This window comes from Streptomyces sp. NPDC021212 (assembly GCF_044332925.1).
Classification (GTDB): domain Bacteria; phylum Actinomycetota; class Actinomycetes; order Streptomycetales; family Streptomycetaceae; genus Streptomyces.
In genome coordinates this window covers 16,751-35,511 of the sequence record NZ_JBIRPZ010000008.1, presented here as the reverse complement: position 1 = coordinate 35,511, position 18,761 = coordinate 16,751, and the positions used below count along the sequence as shown (strand labels likewise).

8 protein-coding genes are annotated in these 18,761 nt (G+C 65.8%); 3 read left to right on the top strand and 5 right to left on the bottom strand.

The genetic code is table 11. The features are described from left to right. The first annotated feature begins 22 nt into the window (after window positions 1-22). The 3 genes from ACH4SI_RS21835 (at window position 23) to ACH4SI_RS21825 (ending at window position 9,033) form a co-directional block, all read left to right on the top strand. The gene (locus tag ACH4SI_RS21835; protein ID WP_398298049.1) at window positions 23-6,964 is read left to right on the top strand and encodes a polymorphic toxin-type HINT domain-containing protein; all 6,942 of its coding nucleotides are present in this window, start codon (window positions 23-25) and stop codon (window positions 6,962-6,964) included. Next, entirely contained in the window at window positions 6,939-7,355 is a 417-nt protein-coding gene (locus ACH4SI_RS21830; protein ID WP_398298047.1) for a DUF5958 family protein, read from the top strand. Before ACH4SI_RS21835 ends, ACH4SI_RS21830 begins: the two co-directional genes overlap by 26 nt. 403 nt (window positions 7,356-7,758) lie before the next feature. After that, a complete protein-coding gene (locus tag ACH4SI_RS21825; RefSeq protein ID WP_398298045.1) occupies window positions 7,759-9,033 on the top strand; it encodes a hypothetical protein in 1,275 nt (424 codons plus the stop codon). 327 nt (window positions 9,034-9,360) lie between these two features. On the opposite strand, the gene ACH4SI_RS21820 is transcribed toward ACH4SI_RS21825, so the two are convergent. Genes ACH4SI_RS21820 through ACH4SI_RS21800 form a run of 5 tightly spaced genes read right to left on the bottom strand, consistent with a single transcriptional unit; the run spans window position 9,361 to window position 17,891 of the window. Then, complete coding sequence (locus ACH4SI_RS21820; RefSeq protein WP_398298043.1) at window positions 9,361-9,540, bottom strand: hypothetical protein; 180 nt, start codon at window positions 9,538-9,540, stop codon at window positions 9,361-9,363. A gap of 44 nt (window positions 9,541-9,584) precedes the next feature. Further along, entirely contained in the window at window positions 9,585-10,883 is a 1,299-nt protein-coding gene (locus ACH4SI_RS21815; RefSeq protein WP_398298041.1) for a TIGR02679 family protein, read from the bottom strand. Beyond that, window positions 10,880-15,118 carry a TIGR02680 family protein gene (locus ACH4SI_RS21810; protein ID WP_398298039.1) on the bottom strand — a complete coding sequence of 1,413 codons (4,239 nt, stop codon included), beginning with the start codon at window positions 15,116-15,118 and terminating at the stop codon, window positions 10,880-10,882. The genes ACH4SI_RS21815 and ACH4SI_RS21810 overlap by 4 nt, the downstream gene beginning before the upstream one ends. Then, window positions 15,115-16,356: a TIGR02678 family protein gene (locus ACH4SI_RS21805; protein ID WP_398298037.1), complete on the bottom strand. Its 1,242-nt coding sequence runs from the start codon at window positions 16,354-16,356 to the stop codon at window positions 15,115-15,117. The genes ACH4SI_RS21810 and ACH4SI_RS21805 overlap by 4 nt, the downstream gene beginning before the upstream one ends. Beyond that, on the bottom strand, window positions 16,353-17,891 hold the full coding sequence (locus ACH4SI_RS21800) for a TIGR02677 family protein (RefSeq protein WP_398298035.1): 1,539 nt from the start codon (window positions 17,889-17,891) through the stop codon (window positions 16,353-16,355). Before ACH4SI_RS21800 ends, ACH4SI_RS21805 begins: the two co-directional genes overlap by 4 nt. Window positions 17,892-18,761 lie beyond the last annotated feature (870 nt).

Here is an 18,761-nt window from a genome sequence, read left to right as displayed (position 1 = left end):
GCAGTGAGGGATTGAACCAGGTATGAAGGGCAGACCCAGACTCCGCATGGGTTCAGCACTACGCCGTCAGGTTGCCATCGCCGTATCCGCTGTCATGGTCGGCGCGCTGCTTCAGGGCGCAGGCGCCCCGCCAAGCGCGGCAAGCAGCCGGAGCAAGCCTTCGGTGCCGCCCGGCCTGGAGAATCCGGTAGCCGGCAAAGCAGCCGGGAAGGCCAAGCCACGCCCCCTCTTCAAAGGCCCCAGGACACCAGCGCGCGCACCGAAAGCCAGCTGGGCAGACGGCGGGTCGGCTCTCCTCCACCTCCCAACCTCGACCACGAAACGCTCTGCCACGCCTACCCGGGCGGGAGACCTTCCCGTCGCACTGACTCTCCAGCCGCCTACCGGGGCAGCCAAGCGAGCCGCGGACGACCCGGGAAGCGCGGAGCGCAGCGTCCGCATTCGTGTCCTCGAGCACAAAAAGGCCCAGCAAGCCGGTGTGAACGGCCTGCTGTTCACCCTGACACCCGAAGCCGAGCGACGAGACCAGAGCGACCGGGCCGCCGTGAAGGTCGACTACTCCGCCTTCTCCGAAATGTTCGGCGGCGGCTATGCATCCCGACTGCAGCTGCTGGAACTCCCCGCGTGCGCTCTGACCACCCCCCACAAGCCCGCGTGCCGCTCCGGCACCCCCATGCACACAGTCAATGACGAGGAAAAGCGGACCCTGACCACAGACGGCGTCCCCCTCCACGGCGGCGCCACGACGCTGCTGGCAGCAGCAGCTGCGGACAAGGGGGAGAAGGGCGACTACAAAGCCACCTCACTGTCACCGTCCGCGACCTGGACCACCAACCTCAACACAGGTGATTTCGCCTGGTCCTACGACATGCCGACACCGGAGGTCCCCGGAGGACTGAAACCGAGCGTAGGGCTTTCCTACACCTCAGGCGCCATCGACGGCCGGACCGGCGGCACCAACAACCAGTCCTCATGGGCCGGCGACGGCTTCGAAATGTGGCCCGGTTACATAGAACGCCGCTACAAGCCTTGCTCCGACGACGGCATCGAGCACGCCGACGGCAACAAACCAGGCGACCTGTGCTGGGGATACGACAACGCCACCATCTCCTTCAACGGCATGGCCGGCGAACTCGTACCCGCCGGACACGACGAGTGGAAGCTGAAGCAGGACGACGGCACCAAGATCAAACGCGTCAGCGACAAAGACCGCAACAACGGGGACGACAACGGCGAGTACTGGGTACTGACCACCCCCGACGGCACCAGCTACTACTTCGGCTACAACAAACTCAGCGGCTGGGCGTCAGGCAAGGACACCACCAACTCCGCCTGGAACGTCCCTGTCTTCGGCGACGACGCCGACGAACCCTGCCACGCCTCATCCTTCGCCGCATCATGGTGCCAGCAAGCGTGGCGATGGAACCTCGACTACATCGTCGACGTCCACGGCAACGCGGTCGCCTACTACTACGACAAGGAAACCAACTCCTACGGCCGCGACCTCAAAGAAGCAGACGACACACCCTACGTACGCGGCGGTTACCTCGACCGCATTGAATACGGCCTGAAGTCCACCAACGTCTACACCAGTAAAGCCCTGGCGAAGGTCACCTTCTTCAGCTCCGAACGCTGCATTCCCGACCCCAAACAACAGATCACCTGCGACCCCGGCACCATCGACAGCAAAGCACCCTACTGGTACGACACACCCTGGGACCTCAACTGCAAATCCGGCACCAAATGTGACCAAGGGCGGCTATCGCCTAGTTTCTGGACCCGTAAGCGACTGACCGAAGTCACCACCACCGTCCTCAAAGACGACACATACGCAAAGATCGACTCCTGGAAACTCGGCCACCACTGGGGCACAGCAGACGTCGACTACCAGCTACTTCTGGACGAGATCCAGCACACTGGCCACAGCGCTGCCACCCCTATCACTCTGCCGAAGACGACCCTCACCTACACCCAGCAGGCCAACCGCCTCGATAAAACAGGCGACGGCAAGGCCCCGTTCATCAAGGCCCGCCTCTCCACCGTCGCGGATGAATCCGGCGGCCAGACCGATGTGAACTATTCCGAGCCGGCCTGTGTCCAGGGCTCCCTGCCCACGCCGCAGACGAACACCACACGCTGCTTCCCCCAGTACATCGGCGGCAGCTCCAGCGACGGCCCCGATGAAGAATGGTTCAACAAATACGTGGTCGACTCGGTCACCGCGACCGACCGCACGGGCGGAGCACCGGACCAGGTCACCCGCTACACCTATCTCGACGGCGCCGCCTGGCACTACGACGATGACGACGGCCTGACCAAGGAGAAGTACAAGACCTGGTCCCAGTGGCGCGGCTACGGACGCGTGCGCGTAGAGACCGGCGGCCAGGGAACCGACAGCATGAAGTCGCAGGAAGAGACCTACTTCCTGCGCGGCATGGACGGCGACAAGAAATCCCCTTCCGGCGGCACGCGAGACGTCACGGTCACCTTGGACGAGGACGAAGGCGACCCCATCACCGACCACGAGTCGGCTGCCGGTTTCACGTACAAGTCGGTGACCTTCTCAGGGCCGGGCGGCAAAGCGCTCGAGAAGACGGTCAACCGCCCCTGGCACCACGAGACCGCCAAGCGAGTCCGAAGCTGGGGCACCGTCACCGCCAACCTCATCGGGACCTCCTACACCAAAAACTTCACCTCCCTCGACAACGGCGACGGGCAGAAATGGCGCACGACCAGTTCATCCACCAGCCTTGACACCGTCGCCGGACGCCCTGTGCAGGTCGACGACTTCGGCGACCTCACAACCGCCGACGACAACCAGTGCACCCGCACGACCTACGCCGACAACACCACCGCGAACCTCCTGACGCTGCCCTCCCGTGAAGAGACAGTGGCCGTCAAGTGCGACGACACCCCCGACCGCTCCAAAGACGTCATCTCCGATGTCCGGACCGCCTACGACGGCGGCACCTACGACGTCGCCCCCACCAAGGGCGACGCCACCGCAACCGCGACCCTCAAAGATCACGACGGGAAGAAAGCCACCTACCTGGAGTCAGGCACCACCTATGACTCCTACGGCCGCGAGCTGACCAGCACCGACCTGACCGCAACCGTCACCGCAGCCACCACAGGGCCCCCCTCCCGCTCCACACGCAGCGACGGCCGCACCACCAAGACCACCTACACCCCCGCCACCGGTATCCCCGCCAAAACCACCGTGACCACCCCGCCCGCCACCAAGGGCGACGCAACCACCGCACAGACCACCACGACCGAACTCGACCCGCTACGCGGCCAGCCACTCGCGGAAGTAGACACCAACAACAAGCGCACCGAGTTCGCCTACGACGCCCTGGGCAGGTCCACCAAAGTCTGGCTCGCCGACCGCCGCACCAGCCAACTGCCCACCTACGAATTCTCCTACTTCATCACCGAAGGCGACGCCGTCGCCGTCCGCACCCAAACCCTCACCCCCGCAGGCGGCGCACAGATCGCCTCCTACACCCTCTACGACGGCCTCCTCAGAGCGCGCCAGACCCAAGCCCCCGGCCCCGAGGGCGGCCGCATCATCACCGACACCTTCTACGACGAACGCGGCCTCACAGCCAAGACCTTCGCCCCCTACTACGCCGAAGCCACACCCCAAACCAGACTCTTCGAACCGGACAACGCACTCAGCGTCGAAACCCAGTCACGCCACACCTATGACGGCCTGGGACGCGAGACCGAAGCCAAGCAGATCGCCGGCAACGGCGACGGCGGCACCGTCCTCTCCACCACCCGCACCATCTACGGCGGCGACCGGACCACGGTCCTCCCCCCAGAGGGCGGCACAGCCACCACCACTGTGACAGACGCACGCGGCAAAACCACCGAACTGCAGCAACACCGCACACGCACGACCGAAGCGGCAGCCGACACCACCCACTACCGCTACACCCCAGCCGGGCAACTGGCACAGGTCACAGACCCCGCAGGCAACGCCTGGAAGTACGACTACGACCAACTCGGGCGGCAGATCAACTCCAGCGACCCGGACAAGGGCACCACCAAAAGCACCTACGACGACCGCGGCCAGCTGACCTCCACCACCGACGCACGCCGCGTCACCCTCGCGAACACCTACGACGACCTCGGCCGCCGCACCGAACTCCGTGAAGGCACCACCGACGGACCGCTGCGCGCCAAGTGGGTCTTCGACACCATCAGCGGAGCCAAAGGACAGCTCGCCGAATCCACCCGCTACGTCGACGGTGCCGCCTACACCAACAAAATCACGATGTACGACCGCCTCTACCGGCCGATGAAGACCGCCACGGTCATCCCAGAGCGCGAACACGAACTGGCCGGTACCTACGAGTCGGGCACCGACTACCACGCCAACGGCCTCGTAGCAGCAACCAGCTACTCCGCGGCCGGCTCGTTGCCCGGCGGCGGCAGCAACTACACCTACGAGGACGACACCCTCCGGCCGATCAAGGTCTACGACGGCCGAGGCATGACCGCCACGACCTCATACAGTCTGACCGGCAAGCCATACGCCTACCAGCTCACCGGCGTCAGCGGAGGGAAGAACACCTCCGTCACCAACACCTACGAGTGGGGCACGCAAAGACTGGCCACCACCCGCGTGGACCGTCAGGACGTCGCAGGCGTCGACCAGTACGCCACCTACGGCTACGACCCGGTCGGCAACGTTACCTCGGTATCCGACGTCTCCCGAGCCGGCACCGACACCCAGTGCTTCACCTACGACCACCTGCGGCGTCTCACTGAGGCATGGACACAGCCGACCAAGACCTGCGCGAACACCCCGTCCGCCGGCACAACGGGCGGACTGGCCCCGTACTGGCAGTCCTACACCTACGACAAATCCGGTAATCGTCTCACGGAAACCCAACACGACCCGACAGGCGACTCCGCCAAGGACACCAAGCGCGAATACCACTACCCCGCACCGGGCGCCACCAGCAGGCAACCTCACGCCCTCACCTCAATAGACATCACCGGACCCACCGGCCAGAGCGAAGAGTCCTACGGCTACGACGAAGTCGGCAACACTGCCACCCGCACCCGGAGCGGCGACACCCAGAAACTCACCTGGGATGCCGAAGGCCACCTCGCAAAGGTCAGCCAGCCCCGCGAAGGCGGCACAGACCAAGTCACCGAGTACCTCTACGACGCCGACGGCAACCGCCTGATTAGCCGCACACCCACAGAAACCACTCTCTACCTCGGTCCCACCGAAATCACCCTCGCCAAGGACACGAAAACCCCGAAAGCCACTCGCTACACCGACTTAGGCGGCGGCAACCAAGCAGTCCGTGCCGATGACAACACCGTCTCTCTCACTCTGGCCGACCACCACGGGACCGCCCAACTCGCCATCGACGCCCAGTCGCTGAAGCTCACCCAGCGCCGCACCACCCCCTTCGGCGCGCCACGCGGCGAGCAGCCCTCGACCTGGCCCGGGACCAAAGGCTTCGTCGGCGGCACGATCGACACCACCACCGGCCTCACTCACCTCGGCGCCCGCGAATATGACCCGGCAACCGGCCGCTTCATCTCCGTCGACCCGGTCATGGACCTGACCGACCCCCAGCAGATCAACGGATACGCCTACGCCAACAACACACCCGTCACGATGAGCGACCCCACCGGCATGTGCCCGGAGGAGGCATGCGCGGGGAGAGGGCCGATGGGCCCCAGATGGCCCGGAAGTGGCGGCGGAGGTGGTGGGCACGGAGGTGGTGGACACCGCAGCCGGGGACACGGTGGTGGAGGAGGCGGCTACAGCAGCCCTGCCAACACCGGAGCTGCCGCCAGGGCGCAATATCGGCACGGCATCGGATCGGTTACCGGCTACGGCCCCAGCGTCGACGCCCACGCCAGAAAGAAGATGGAAGAAAACGCTGCTCTTCTTGACCCATGGGACGTGATAACAAAATTTACGCTTAAGGCGATAGAAATACTCGACCCAACTAAAAATGCAAGGGAGTGCCCGGGTGAATGGGATTTAGACACGTGCACTTCGGCGGGCCTCGATATGATTGGTGTAACCAAGGCGCGCCTCCTGAAGCAAGCGGCCCAGAAGGTGATCGAAAGAGGGGAAGAAGCATGGGCCGCCAGGAATAAGAAATCCAAAGAGAGTTCCCCTTCCAGTAAAGCAGAGTCCGCCTGTCACAGCTTCACGCCGGGTACTGAGGTTCTCCTTGCGGATGGAACCACCAAACCAATAGAGGACGTCCAGCTAGGCGATACGGTAAAGGTAACTAACCCGAAGACGGGAAAGACCACCGCACGCAAAGTCGTCGGCACCATCACCACTAAGGATGATAAGGAATTCGTCGACCTTACAGTCAATGCAAGGGAGGGTCGTGCAGCAGCTCTTATATCGACTTCCACGCACCCCTTCTGGGCGGACTCTGAGCAGAAATGGATCAAGGCCGGTGACCTCAAGCCCGGAATGACCCTCCATGCGCCCAGCGGCGACACCGTCACCGTCAAGGAAGCCCGCCACTTCACCAAGCACCAGCGCACGCACGACCTCACCATCGCCGGGGTCCACACGTACTACGTGCTGGCCGGGCAGACTCCGATCCTCGTTCACAACTCCAATGGGTGGTGCGGCCCTGGCTATAGAACACCAGCTGAGGCTGGTATCAGCCCGAATGACGCCAAGCGAATCCAGAATGCAGCCGATAAGGTCGAACAGCCGATCATTGTTGTCGGAAGCCGCGCCAACGGAACACCTAACCCGACATCGGACTGGGATTATATCCTCTCTGGCCCGTCTAGAACTCGCCACAGTGTCAAGAATTCACTGCCGAGAGGGATGGGTGACGGTGAAGGGAGCGGCCGCGGTAGGGACTTCTGGCAGAATTACAACCCCAGCCGTCCAGACTACGCCGAGCTAGACAGGAACAGGCCGTACCTTGTATTCGAACCTCGGAGAAGGTGAGCAGTTGCGAGCGTCAGAGCGAATCATCAACGAGGTTGCCCAAGGCCTCCGCAGTTTGGAGGAGGCTGTGACCTGGTTCTCTGCGTTGGAGCAGGCTGAGCAGAAAGCAGCGCTGCACGAGGTTGTTCGCTACTCCATGCAGGCCCATGCAACGGTGGACGATGGGCGTGAGGGGCTACTGCGATCAGGCATCAAGCCAACCATGACCCCGGCAGTGTTGATTGTTCGAGAACCAATTCTCGAACAAATGGGAAAGATCATAAACCTACCCCCCGCCGAGTACGTGAAGTCCTTCCGTGTTCTCTTGTCCACGTTTGCTGTGGCTGACACGCGACGAAGAGAAACGAAGTGCCGAGGAACTTGTAGTCATGGCTGGCACAACCTGTCATAGCACTAACCTCCGCCGGTGCGCTGGATAAGAGAGTCGCAGAGGATTTCTGAGTTCACTTATGCGCACACCTAGGAGCCCCCGCCGAGTTGTTACTCAGCCGGGGCTCCTGGGTGTTTGACGACAATCTCGGGAGGAGGGCCGCAGCGGGCGGAACGTCGTTACTATCCGCATTCCGGTAAGGGCGCTGCCAAGTGTGTTGATGGTTTGGCGTGGGAGTCGGAGCCGTACGTGGGCGTAGATGCCGACAGTGACGTCGCCTATCCAGGTTGGGGCGGGTGTGCAGACTATTCGGCAGCTCGATCACCTGAATCACGGTGCTCTCAAGACAACCGGAGATGCGACTGGCTCTGCGGCGGAGGTCACCACGTGTCCGTTGTCGGTGGCCTGTGGTATCCCCTGATATATGGATTTAGGCACGATGATGCTTACACGTCGGGGATGGCTGCGGCATGATCAAGTACGTGTGGGTGACGAGACCATGGGCTACAGCATGCAAAGAGGCGTGAGTCTGTGGACTCGCGTCACCGCTGTACACCACGGCGCCGCAGAACTTCACCGCTTCGGCACCTCGAAGTGGTCTGCTGTCGCCGCACCGGACCATCGGTGGCTGGTGGAGCGCACCGAGGCACTGTGCGCCCCGCCACCCGCACCCGGCACGATCCCGTACGGCAAGTGCCAGTGCGGATGCGGCAAAACCACCACTCCCGCGAAGAACCCCGTACCTGAGAAGGGCATCGAGCGGGGTATGCCGAACCTCTACCTCCACGGCCACCACGCCCGCGGCAGACGGCGCAACCCCCATGCCGCTCACGAGTACTTCGTCGAGCAGCAGGCTCTCAAACGCGGGCAACAGATCGTTCTGAGCCGGCCTGCCGAGACGGTCGGCGAACTCGCCATCACTGTGAAGGAAGCGGCTCTGCTGGCGTGGATCGCGGGTGACGGCTGGCAGCAGAAACCTCGCCCGTCGCGCGGTCGGAACCCAGAGAAGGGCTACAAGTCCGGCTCAACGCCCATGACCTACCTCATCGCCCAGACGAAGGAGCAGAACTGGGCAGCCATAGACCTGGCACTGGATGGGCACGGTCGAGTGACACGGACCCGTGAGCGGCACGTCAACGGTGAGTTGCGCCATGACAGGGAGTGGCGCCTGTCGGCTCCGTATGCGCGCGATCTGACCGAACGCGCCGGAAGCCCGAAAACTGACTGCGTCCAGCAAGTGCTCGCGATGTCGACCGAGCAGCGAGAGGCCTGGCTAACGGCGATTATCCGGGCGGAAGGGCACATATCACAAAAGCCCAATCAAGCGTCGATCACCCAGATCAGCCAGAAGGCGGGTCCTGTCGCGGAAGCCATCGTAATCGCCGTCTACCTGTCAGGCCGCCGCCCCAGCGTGTACGTCAATACCCGCACGGGAGGTCGTCATGGCCCTGTGCCGGTATGGACCGTCACCCTCACCTCGCCGTGTACAGGGGAGCCTCGCGCGACAGTCACCGGCAAGACCTGCTGGACGGACGAGTCGCTCGGCGTGCAGCCGACATGGTCTGTCACCACTGACCTGGGCACCTGGACCGCACGCCAGGGAAACTCCGTCTTCCTGACGGGCTGCCTCGCCGATGAGAAAGGTCGGCATCGTCTAGGTCATCGTCGGCCTTGGGGAGTTTCCCGTTCATCACCTTGACCCAGGCTGCGAACCACGGCCCCAGATTGCCGGGGAACACATCTGTCATCGCCGATCTGGCAACTGCCCGTCTCTGGGTTGTGAAGGCCAAGCACCCCCACCCTGGGCCTCCCTCCGGACGCTGTGATCTGGCACATCAAAAACTGCACAGACCCCAAGGAGGGCCACCTGGCCAAGGTCCTGCGCAAAGTAGACGCGGTCGCCTCCAAACCGCGCGCCGCAGCGCTCGCCTGCACAGCTGTCACAGACGTCAGCTGGCGAGCCAGCCGCGGCGGTGGACTTCCTCGGGGGCGATGCCGTGCAGGTTAGCCATGGCGAGCTGAGCTGTTATTTCCGGTTCGGTGCCCGCCGGTCCACCGGGAGAGCTTCTCCTTGCGGTGGACCAACCATCTGCCCGTATCCCAGGGCTTGGTGCCGGTCGGCGACCCGCTTGAGGTACGTGGCGGCGGTGGTGTGCTCGCGGGCGAGCAGTGCGTGAAGCGGATGGCGTACGAGCACGGGGCCCATGGATGCACTATCTCCGTTCCGTCCCATGACTGCGCACGAGCCCGTCAGGAGTTCATGTCGGCTAGGAGACAGGGGAGTTGGCTTTCTTCGTGCACGACGGTGTCGGCGTTCTGCATCGCCTGCGATAACGCGGGATCCCATGGCGTGGGCAGCGCGGTCCCGGCCAGCGGGAGGCGGTCGGCTGTGGTGGGATTGCGGAGCGCGGCTCGGTAGTCGCTGGTGTGCATGCGCCAGGGGTGGGCGCCAATGGTGTAGATGCGGGTGGCTATGGCAATGCCAGGCCAGTCGAAGTCGCCGTGGTAGACGATGTCGACACCGTCAGCGATCAGCCGCTCGAGCAGGATCCAGGCGGCGTGTGAAGGATTCCCCGACGTGCAGACCAACGGTGCCGCTGTTGTGTGCCGCAGGGCCGCCTGGAGAACTTGGGGGTTCTCACAGGCGTAGACCCTTTGGCCTGGACGGATCAAAGGACATTGCGCGGCTGCGGGGGAGCGGAGTTCCTGCACGGTGAGGTGGGTGGCCAGGCCGAGCTTGGTGCGCTGGCGCAGCATGGTGGGCCAGGGAGCGTCCCCCGGCGGGTCCAGGTGCCATGTGAGGACGGTCCCGGACAGTAAGTCGGTGGTGATGCCAGCCTGTTCCCACAGATGTCGTCGTTCGCGGGTCGTGGTGGGAGCGGGCTGATCCAGAGCGGTGGCGATTGCTTGCAGGACCAGAGCGGCGGTCAGTGTGCCGCCGTCCAGGCCGTGGGCGTCATTGGTGACGACAGCCGCGAGCTCGGCCAGCTCGCGGATCTGCCCGCCGGTCTGGGGTGCTGTGCCGGCGAGGGCGGGTAGCGTCCGCAGGGTCTCGACAGCCATGGTTACTGCGCTAATCGCGGCCTTGGGAGTCGCGCGGCTCAGGAAGCGGGACGCGCGCAGGGCATCGATCCAGTCGCCTGCCCAAGTGGTGTGGGCGAGCCTGGCCCGCGCGAGTTCGGTGTCCAGGTACTGCCACACGCTGTTGCGTTCGGCCTGGCGTTGTTCGCGGGCGGCGGTGCGGTCATGCAGCGGACTACCGGTGAGGTCCGCGAGCGCGGTCAGAAGTCCGCAGGCGGCGGCCGAGACGCGCAGGGCCTCGTCCAGCCGCTTGAGGGACAAGCGGTGGGTTCCTGCCTCGGCGGGAGTGCCCAGCAGGCCTGCCAACCGGTGAGCGGCCTCCTCATTGAGGGTGAGCTGCACACTGCCGACGGGGGTGAGACGGTTGCGTTCCATGCGGGCGCGTGCCGCCGTCCAGACCGGGCGCAGGCTGGGATGGGCCAGGTAGGAACGTAGGGGTTCGGCCAGGCATTCAGCCTTTGCGGTCATCGTTGGCCTGCCAGATGCAGGTGGCGGGTGCGGCCGTCCCAGTGGACGTGGGTGGTGATGGCAGAGGTGCCTTCGGCCCGGCGGACCTCGTAGGCGTCCACGAATGGCACCTCGGGGAAGAAACCCCACAGCGCGTGCCCGGTCATCACGAAATCCAGATCCAGGCGTACCAGCAGCCTCATGAGGTCGGCGATGGTGCGGTTGTCGACCTTGGCGAAGGCGTCGTCGAGCAGGATCAGCCGCAGTGCGCTGTCAGCGTCGGGCAGTCCGGACAGATACGCGTCGGCTGCGGCGAACAGAGTGACGTAGGAGACAAACCGAGTCTCGCCCTGGGAGAGTTTCGCGCGCCGGCTCAGCCGGCGTTCACGGCCGGGCTCGGGGCCGGTGATGATGGCTTCCAGGGTGTACCAGGAGCGATAGTCCATCGTGTCGCGCAGGTGCACGGTGTATCCGGCCTGAGGATCGGCCCGGAAGCGTTCCTCGACCCGGGCCTTGAGGAGTTCGATCAGCTCTTCTTGCTGATCAGCGCGGAGTACGCGGGTGTCGTGGGAGACGAGGTCATTGATCCGGGCCAGAGGATGCTCGGTGTCTTCGGCCAGTTGCCAGCGAAGCCGGACACCGATGCCGTGGCTGGTCGCGATGGACCGCAGCGAGGTGTTCATGTCCTTGACCAGCTTGGAGGCCTGGGAGATACGCAGGCGTAGTTCCTCGGCCATGCCGCCTAGAACGAAGTGCTCGAATGCGGCTCGCTCGCGGCTGGTGAGGGCCTCGCGGCCGCGGTCACGCTGCTCTTTGAGGTCATGGACCGCCTCGTGGACGTGCCGACGGCCGTCAGCGTCAGCGAGTTCCACCACGTGCAGCTCATCCTCCACGGTGATCAGGACGTCGAAGGTGCCCGTCACCTCACGTTCCAGTGCGGACAGGGCTCTCAGCAGCGCGGTGACGTCAGCGCGTGCCGAGGGGCGGGCGAGCATGTCCTGCACCTTCTGAGCGGCCTGTGCGATATCGGCAGGGCTGCTGCCGGGCAGGAGCGGCGCGGCTGGCCGGCCGGTGGCCGCGGGGGCCAGCGCGGGGTGGCTCGCACGTGTGGCGAGCACGGCAGCGGCCCGGTGCAGATGTACGTGGGCTTCCTGTACGGACTGCCGTGAGGCGGCGAGGGTGGCTTCGGCAGTGCCGAGACGACCGACTAGATCAGTGACGGTCCTGCTGTGTCGGCTGCGTTCTTCCTCTGCCTGCACGGTGGCGGCCTCCACCTCGGCCAGCTGGGCGTGCACCTGTTCGGCCGAGGCTCCGATGCTGTCCTGCAGGGCGGCCAGCTCCGCTGCTTGCGCCGCCCACAGGGCCCACTGCATGCCTGCTGTGGCTTCTGCCTGACGCCGCCGGTCGGCGGTCTCGGCCAGTGTCTGCTGGGCCTTCTCCATTTCGGAGAGCCGGGAGGTGACGGATGCGCCGGCTGCAGTCAGGTTCCGGCAAAGGGAGGCCGCGTGGCCTGCGGCCTCGGCCACGGTGTTCAACTCACCTTCGGCAACAGGGAGGTTGAACGCGGCGCACCGCTCGCGGTGAGCGCGTTCGGCAGCCGCCCATTGGCGACGTTCCCGTTCGGCTGTCCGTGTCAGCTCCGCAGCCTGTCGCTGCTTGGCCACTGCGCTACGGCGAGCAGAAACCGCCTGTAGGCGCAGGGCCGCCAGTTCATGTGAGCGCGGGGCGGCGGCCAGGTGCGCCTCCAGTGCCTCCTGTCGCGCCAGGACGTCCGAGCGTTCTCGCTCACGGACTTCCGTGGCGCTGTGCAGGGTGCTCAACTCTTGTGTGATCTGCCGCAGCCGCTCGGCCCGGGCAGCCGCCCGGGCCGTGGCACCGATGTAGCGAGCGGCAGGCAGGGCGTGCCGTCCGCGCAGCGCGCCGATGCCGAACGACCCGTCACGGCTGATCCATGTGGCGTGCCCGGACACATCGAGTGCGATCCGGTCCAAGACGGCCAGGACCTGAGTGTCCCGAACGGGTTGGTGGCCGGACGAGGCCGTCAGCACGGAGCGCAGCGAGGGGACGACCACGGAGGCGTCACTGGACACGAGGAGCTGTCCCGACTCGGTGACGACGCCGTCGGCAGTGACATGCGCAGTGAGCAGGCCGGAGGCCAGCAGGGCTGCTTCCAGCCCCGCCTGCTCACGGGCGCTGAGCCCGTCTTTGAAGTCGAGCAGCCGCCACAGTGCGATGCCGTTGGCAGGTGGGTTGTCGGCCCAGACGGGGGCCGGTGGCGGTACATCGCGTGCCTGCCGCAGAGCAGCCGCTTCGGCCTCCAGCTCGGCGCGTCGGCTGGCTGCTTGCTGCTCGGCGGCGTCGAGCGCGGCCAGTTCCCGTGCATGCGCGGCACGGGCTGGGCCGGCAGCCTGGTTGGGCAGCACGTCCAAGGCCTTCAGATCGGTACCCTGCTCGCGGCCTTCTTCGTCCTCGCCGGCTAGCGCGTGGACGTCAAGGAGAAGCGCGGCGGCGGCACTGTCCGCCCAGTCGACGCCAGGCAGCAAGGTGCGGCCGTCCGGGACCGTGATCCAGCTGCGCCATGCTTCGGCGAGAAGGACGGCGCAGTCGTCCCGGCGCTGGAAGGCCTCGGTAGCGGATTCCTCGAGAAGCCGGGCCTCCTGCGTGCTCTCTTCCGCCCGCTCCTCGGCACGCTGCACGCCACGCAGTCCGGCGTCCAGCTCGACCGCGTCCCTAGCCCGGGCCATGGCCTGGTCGCGGCGCAGATGGGCGGCCTCGCCGGTTTCAGCTGACGCCTGCAGCAGTGCGGCAAGCTGCTCGCGCAGCGTGTCGGGCGCCGGGGCCAGAAGGGTGGGGTCGGGCCGTGTGACGGCGACCGGGTCCGCGTCACGCCGGATGCGCACAGGCTCGGAGGCCGCGGTCGGCTGCCGCAGTTCAGCGGCGTAGTCGCTGGGCACGCGGGTGGTGAACCGGGCCTGGCTCACTGCGCTATGAAGCTGCGTGAGGAGGTCAGCGCCGGCGCGAACGGCGGTCTGTGTCTCGGCTCCGGCGTGCGCGCTGGCGGATGCGACCGTGGTCTCTTCCCGGCGGGTGGCGGCCGCAGCCTGTAGGGCGTGGTCGGTGGCACTCGCCAGGGCTTCAAGCCTGCCCAGACGTTCCGACAGCTCGCGGGCCTCGCGGTAGGCGCGGGAATCCTTAAGGCCCGCGGCTGTGGCCGCGAGCTCCCTGACGTAGCTCTCGGCTTCTTCCTGCGCGGCCAGGGCCTGGGCGTGCTCTTGCACCAACTGCTCGTAGGCTCTTGCCTGTTCGGACTCCTGTTGTTCCATTGCTAGTGCCTGGCGGGCTGCTTCACGAGCCTCGCTCACGCTGTCGACCAGGACGCCGGTGGCGTAGCGGGAGTACACCTTGTGGAAGTCGGTGACGCGCTGCCAGGCATCTTCGAGTCGGGCCAGGGCCGCCCTGGTTTCTTCGAGACCGTCGAGTTCCTCACCCGCGGCCGCCAGTGCCTGGTCGGACAGGGGTGGCAGTGCGGCGGAGAGGATCTGAGGCAGCCGTCCCTCGTCGATGCGGTTGCCCACGTCGGGGGAGCGCAGGGTGTGCAGCAGTTGCAGCAGCCCCGCATAGCGCTGACGTCCTGCCTCTCCGGTCAGCCCGAACACCTGGGTGCGCACCTTCTCCCGGTGGACTTCGGCGCGGTCGGTGATCCGGTCTGCACCGATCGTTGTGACCAACTGATCACGGGAGAGGGGAGTACGGGTCTCGTCCATCAGCATCAGCTCATGCCCGACGCGCTGAGGTGTGGTGAAGTACCAAACCTTGGCCTCGGCGGTGCTGCGGGCGAAGCGCACCAGGGCCCCGATCGTGAGGTACTGCGCCTTCTCGTGCCGCGCACTGGATCGGTCGTCCTGGGCCCCTTGGGGGAAGCGAACCACTTCCAGCCACAGATAGCCCAACCGGTTGCCCTGTTCCCCGCCGCCGACACGCATGAGTTCTTCCAGCCGGACCTTCCCGGAGCCGGTGGCGTCCATCCGTCGCCGGTCGGCATCCAGGAGGAAGGGCAGCAGCATCTCCAGCGCTCGCGACTTGCCGGAGCCGTTGGTGCCACGTAGCACCAACCGGCCTCCCTGTATGTCGAACTCCTGGTCGAGGTAGTGCCAGACATTGACGATCCCGGCACGGCGCAGTCGCCAGCGGCCCAGGGGGGTGTGGGGCGTGGCATCCTGATGCCAACGCGGCGCGGGGAGAGTGGCAGTGGTCACGAGGCGGTCTCCGTTGCGGTGGTCCACGTGTCCTTGAACAGGGTGGCGGGAGCAGGGCTGTCGGTGTTGAGCCGGGCTGCGGCACGTGTAGGGGTACCGGCGCGGACCACGGGCCGGTAGCGGGCTGCCACCGGATGCAGCAGCAGCCCCTCGTCGTCGGCCTCAGCTAGCGACATGGCCAGTAGCAGGCGCATCACGTCGCTGCGCAGCCGGTCGGGATCACTGGTGTAAAGGGACGACCACGCTTTGGCGTGGGCCGCGGCCAGTTCCTGGAGCGCGGCATCCACCTCGGACCAGGTGCATCGCAGGCTCGGTTCCGGCCCTGTCGGCAGGGTGCTCTCCGACCTGTGCTGCAGCAGCACATCGATCAGCAGCAGTGCGGCCTGCCGCACCGTGCCGGGACCGGGGAACTCGATGTCGCTGGCCGGGCCGTCGCTCGCATAGGCGAGGGTGCCTTCGGCCCGCACTTCCAGCACCAGCCCGAAATGCTCTTCCAGCAGTCGGGTCAGGTCACTTCGTTCACGCGACAGCACATCGCGCTCCGATTCGCTGAGCTGCTCGCGACGCACCAGCGGGTTCTCGACCAGTTTCCGTCGCAGCGACCTTCGCGGTTCGTCGGACTCCGGACCCGGTGGGGTCCACAGGTCTTCCAGGCGTTCCACACAGCCCAAGGGCCTGGCCAGCAGGTGTGGCAGCAGCGGACGGTGAATACTCAGCAGCGCCTCCTCGTGGCGTTCACTCCATCCCGCCAGAGTGCCGTCTGTCTCGGTCAGCACCCCCCACTCGATCAGCAGGCCGATGGCCGTCACCAGGTAACGGCGCTGGCTCCGACTGTCATCCAGCGCGACTCCGGCCGCGGCAGCGTCGGCCCTGATCTGCTCGATGAATGAGGAGATCAGAATCTGTTCGCCGGTCCCCGGGGCGAGCAGAGCAGCGCAGGCTAGACAGAACAGGGCACGAATCTGAGGGGTGAAGCCGGTGCCGCTGCTATGCCGGGCGGGTGCATCGCCCCTCACAGGCACTTTGACCAGGCGGGCGAACGAGGACTCGACCACCAACTGGTAGCCCAGCATCCGGGAGAACACGGATCGAAGCGCGGGCGCATGGCGGCGGACCAGCGCCAGTTCGCCGGGATTTCGGTGTGCCGTCAGCACCGGACTGGCGAGCAGGAGCCGTGCCGCTTGGCGCCGCTCCAAGGCGTCATGGGCTGCTGTCGTGGCGGATACCAGTGAACTCACGACATCCCCCCCGATGCCTGCTGACCTGCGATCTGCTCCACCCGGACTATCAAGCCGTGGATCACACAGCATGTCCCGTCGGGGGAACGCACTACCGTGTTCCGTCCCTTGCTGTAGGTCACGACCAGGCTCATTCCCACATCCTCGAAAGGCATCGTGACGGGCTCGTCCGGCGGGAGTACCTGGTGTCTCGCCATGAAGTCCCCGACGTAGTCCAGGAGCACTTCACGGGCGTACTCGGACACCTGGGCCCCGTGCATCGTCCTGGCCGCTATCAGTTCGGCCACCGCCGCGCGCAGCCGTCCGGCTTCTTGCTCGGCCTGGGCCGTCAGCCAGATCCGGTCCGTACCGGGGTCGGGGACCCGGGACGAGCGGCCCCGGGCAGTACGATCGCCCCGCTCACGCAGCGAGAGCGGCACCTCGATCGGCGGAGCGTGCCACCAGGATGTCGTCGGGGAGACCTGTGTATCCGGCTCCTCCGCGCCGCCGCTCAGATGCCTCATTCCGTAGGCGCCGAAGGCCGAGGCGAAGGCCCGCTCGGCCTGTTCGGCGTCGGCCGTGGCGAGCAGGGCGGCCAGACGCAGAAGATCGGCCCGCCGTGACGCTCCCGTACCGCCGGCAGACAACATGCGTTTGGCGTTCGTGATCAGCTGGCCCAGGGCCTGCTCGGCCGCCGCCCGCAGCTGAGCCGGGCCCGATCTGCCCGTGCTGCCGGTGTACCAGGCGGACAGTTGGGCCCAGTCGGAGAGAGACCGGCCCGGCAGCCGTTCCACGGGCCCGCCGCCGGCTTCCAGACCGGGCAGCGCCGACAGCAGATCCACGAGCGAGGGGAGGAGCGGATCGAGCCTGGCCAGCCGCTCGACGATGGCGGGGGAGTGGCGGGCGACATCGTTGCTGATCAGCTCGACGTACTCCAGCAGCAGGCCTTTGAGGGTCGCGTACTCTTCGCCGACCAGGTCATAGCGGGTCAGCACGGACCCGAGGTAGCTGTAGAAGTCGCGGGCACTTTCGCTGAACAGGGCCTGATTGTTGAAGACGGTAGTGACTTCGGCGGCCAGGGCCTCGGCGTCGGGTGCGGTACCAGACAGCCGCTCATGGATGCGATCGAGGACGCCGACGGTGTGCCCGAGCACTTCCCGGGCCACTTCCCGGGCGCCGTCGGTCGCCCGGAACAGATCCTCGACCTGGCGCTGCACGCGTCCGCCGAGCGTGGACATCTGGAACCGGGCTCGCGAATTGCGGTAGTCGGCGATGGTGGGGACCCGCGCGTCGCGCAGCGACCGGATGAGATTGCCCCAGCGCACCAGCATGCGACACCGCTCTTCGACGGCGTCGGTGTCGAGATTGCGGCCCTCCTCTCGTAGGAGGTTGACCACCTCCGCTGCCGAGAGGTCGGCCAGCAGCGTGGAGGAGAACAGGCGCATGATGGCGAGGTAGTCGCCAGAGTTCTCGGCTGTCAGGTACCGGAAGAGGCTCAGCCGTTCTGAGGGTGCTTCAGGGGCCTGATCTTTGTCCCCGGTGACGTCCCCCGCCAACTTCCCCCCTAGAGCGTTCTGGCTCAGGCATGTTGCCTGCAACAGGGACAGTAGCGTCCGCTCTGACCGCCGAGATGTCCTTTGATCAGATCCGACCGGATTCGGCTAGTTTTTGATCTATCGCGCCTGGGTCCGGCCGACGGACATGCTCGGGCGCCAGTTGGAGAGGACGCGGCATCCCGGCCTGCTGGGAAGTCGGCCCGGCTGTCACGCGAGCGGGGTGCGTAACCAGAAAAGTCGGGAAGAGTTCAGCGTTCACCGCTGGGTGGTACTCATACTCGCGAGGGCTCGTTCCACGTGGTCCTCGATGCGTTGGTACCGCATCTGCTGAATACCTGCCTTCTCAGGCCAGAGACTCGAGGCAGGTACCTGGGCGGGAGGCTCTGTCCTCCCGCCCGGGATTCTTTGCGCGCCGCATCCGGTCATTGAGCGGGGGAGAACGGGCAGTGAACGTGCTGGTGCTGCTGGCCCCTGCCCCGCGCGTGTGCGAATGAACGGAATTCGCACAGTCAATCGGAATGAGCGTCTCACCCGAATCTGGGCAGGAAGTGGGATCGCTGTCCGGTTGGAGTCCGGTCGGCTGCGTGCAGGCCGACTGTGGTCGGGGGGAAAGCGGAGGTAATAGAGGAATGGGGGAGGGCTGCTTGATTCTGCTCCTTATGGCGGACGATTATCGGTTTGCGATTAACTCCTCGTAGTGCTCTGCCCCTAAGTGGTGGAGTGGGGCGTGCCGGTGAAGTGATGCGCATGCCCCTCTGGGGGGGGGGGGGGGGGGGGGGTTTTTTAACCCCCAACCATTGGCCAAAACGTGACCATTGGTCAGCGGTTAGTGGCGGCGGCCCAATGCAACCTTAAATTATGAATATATGC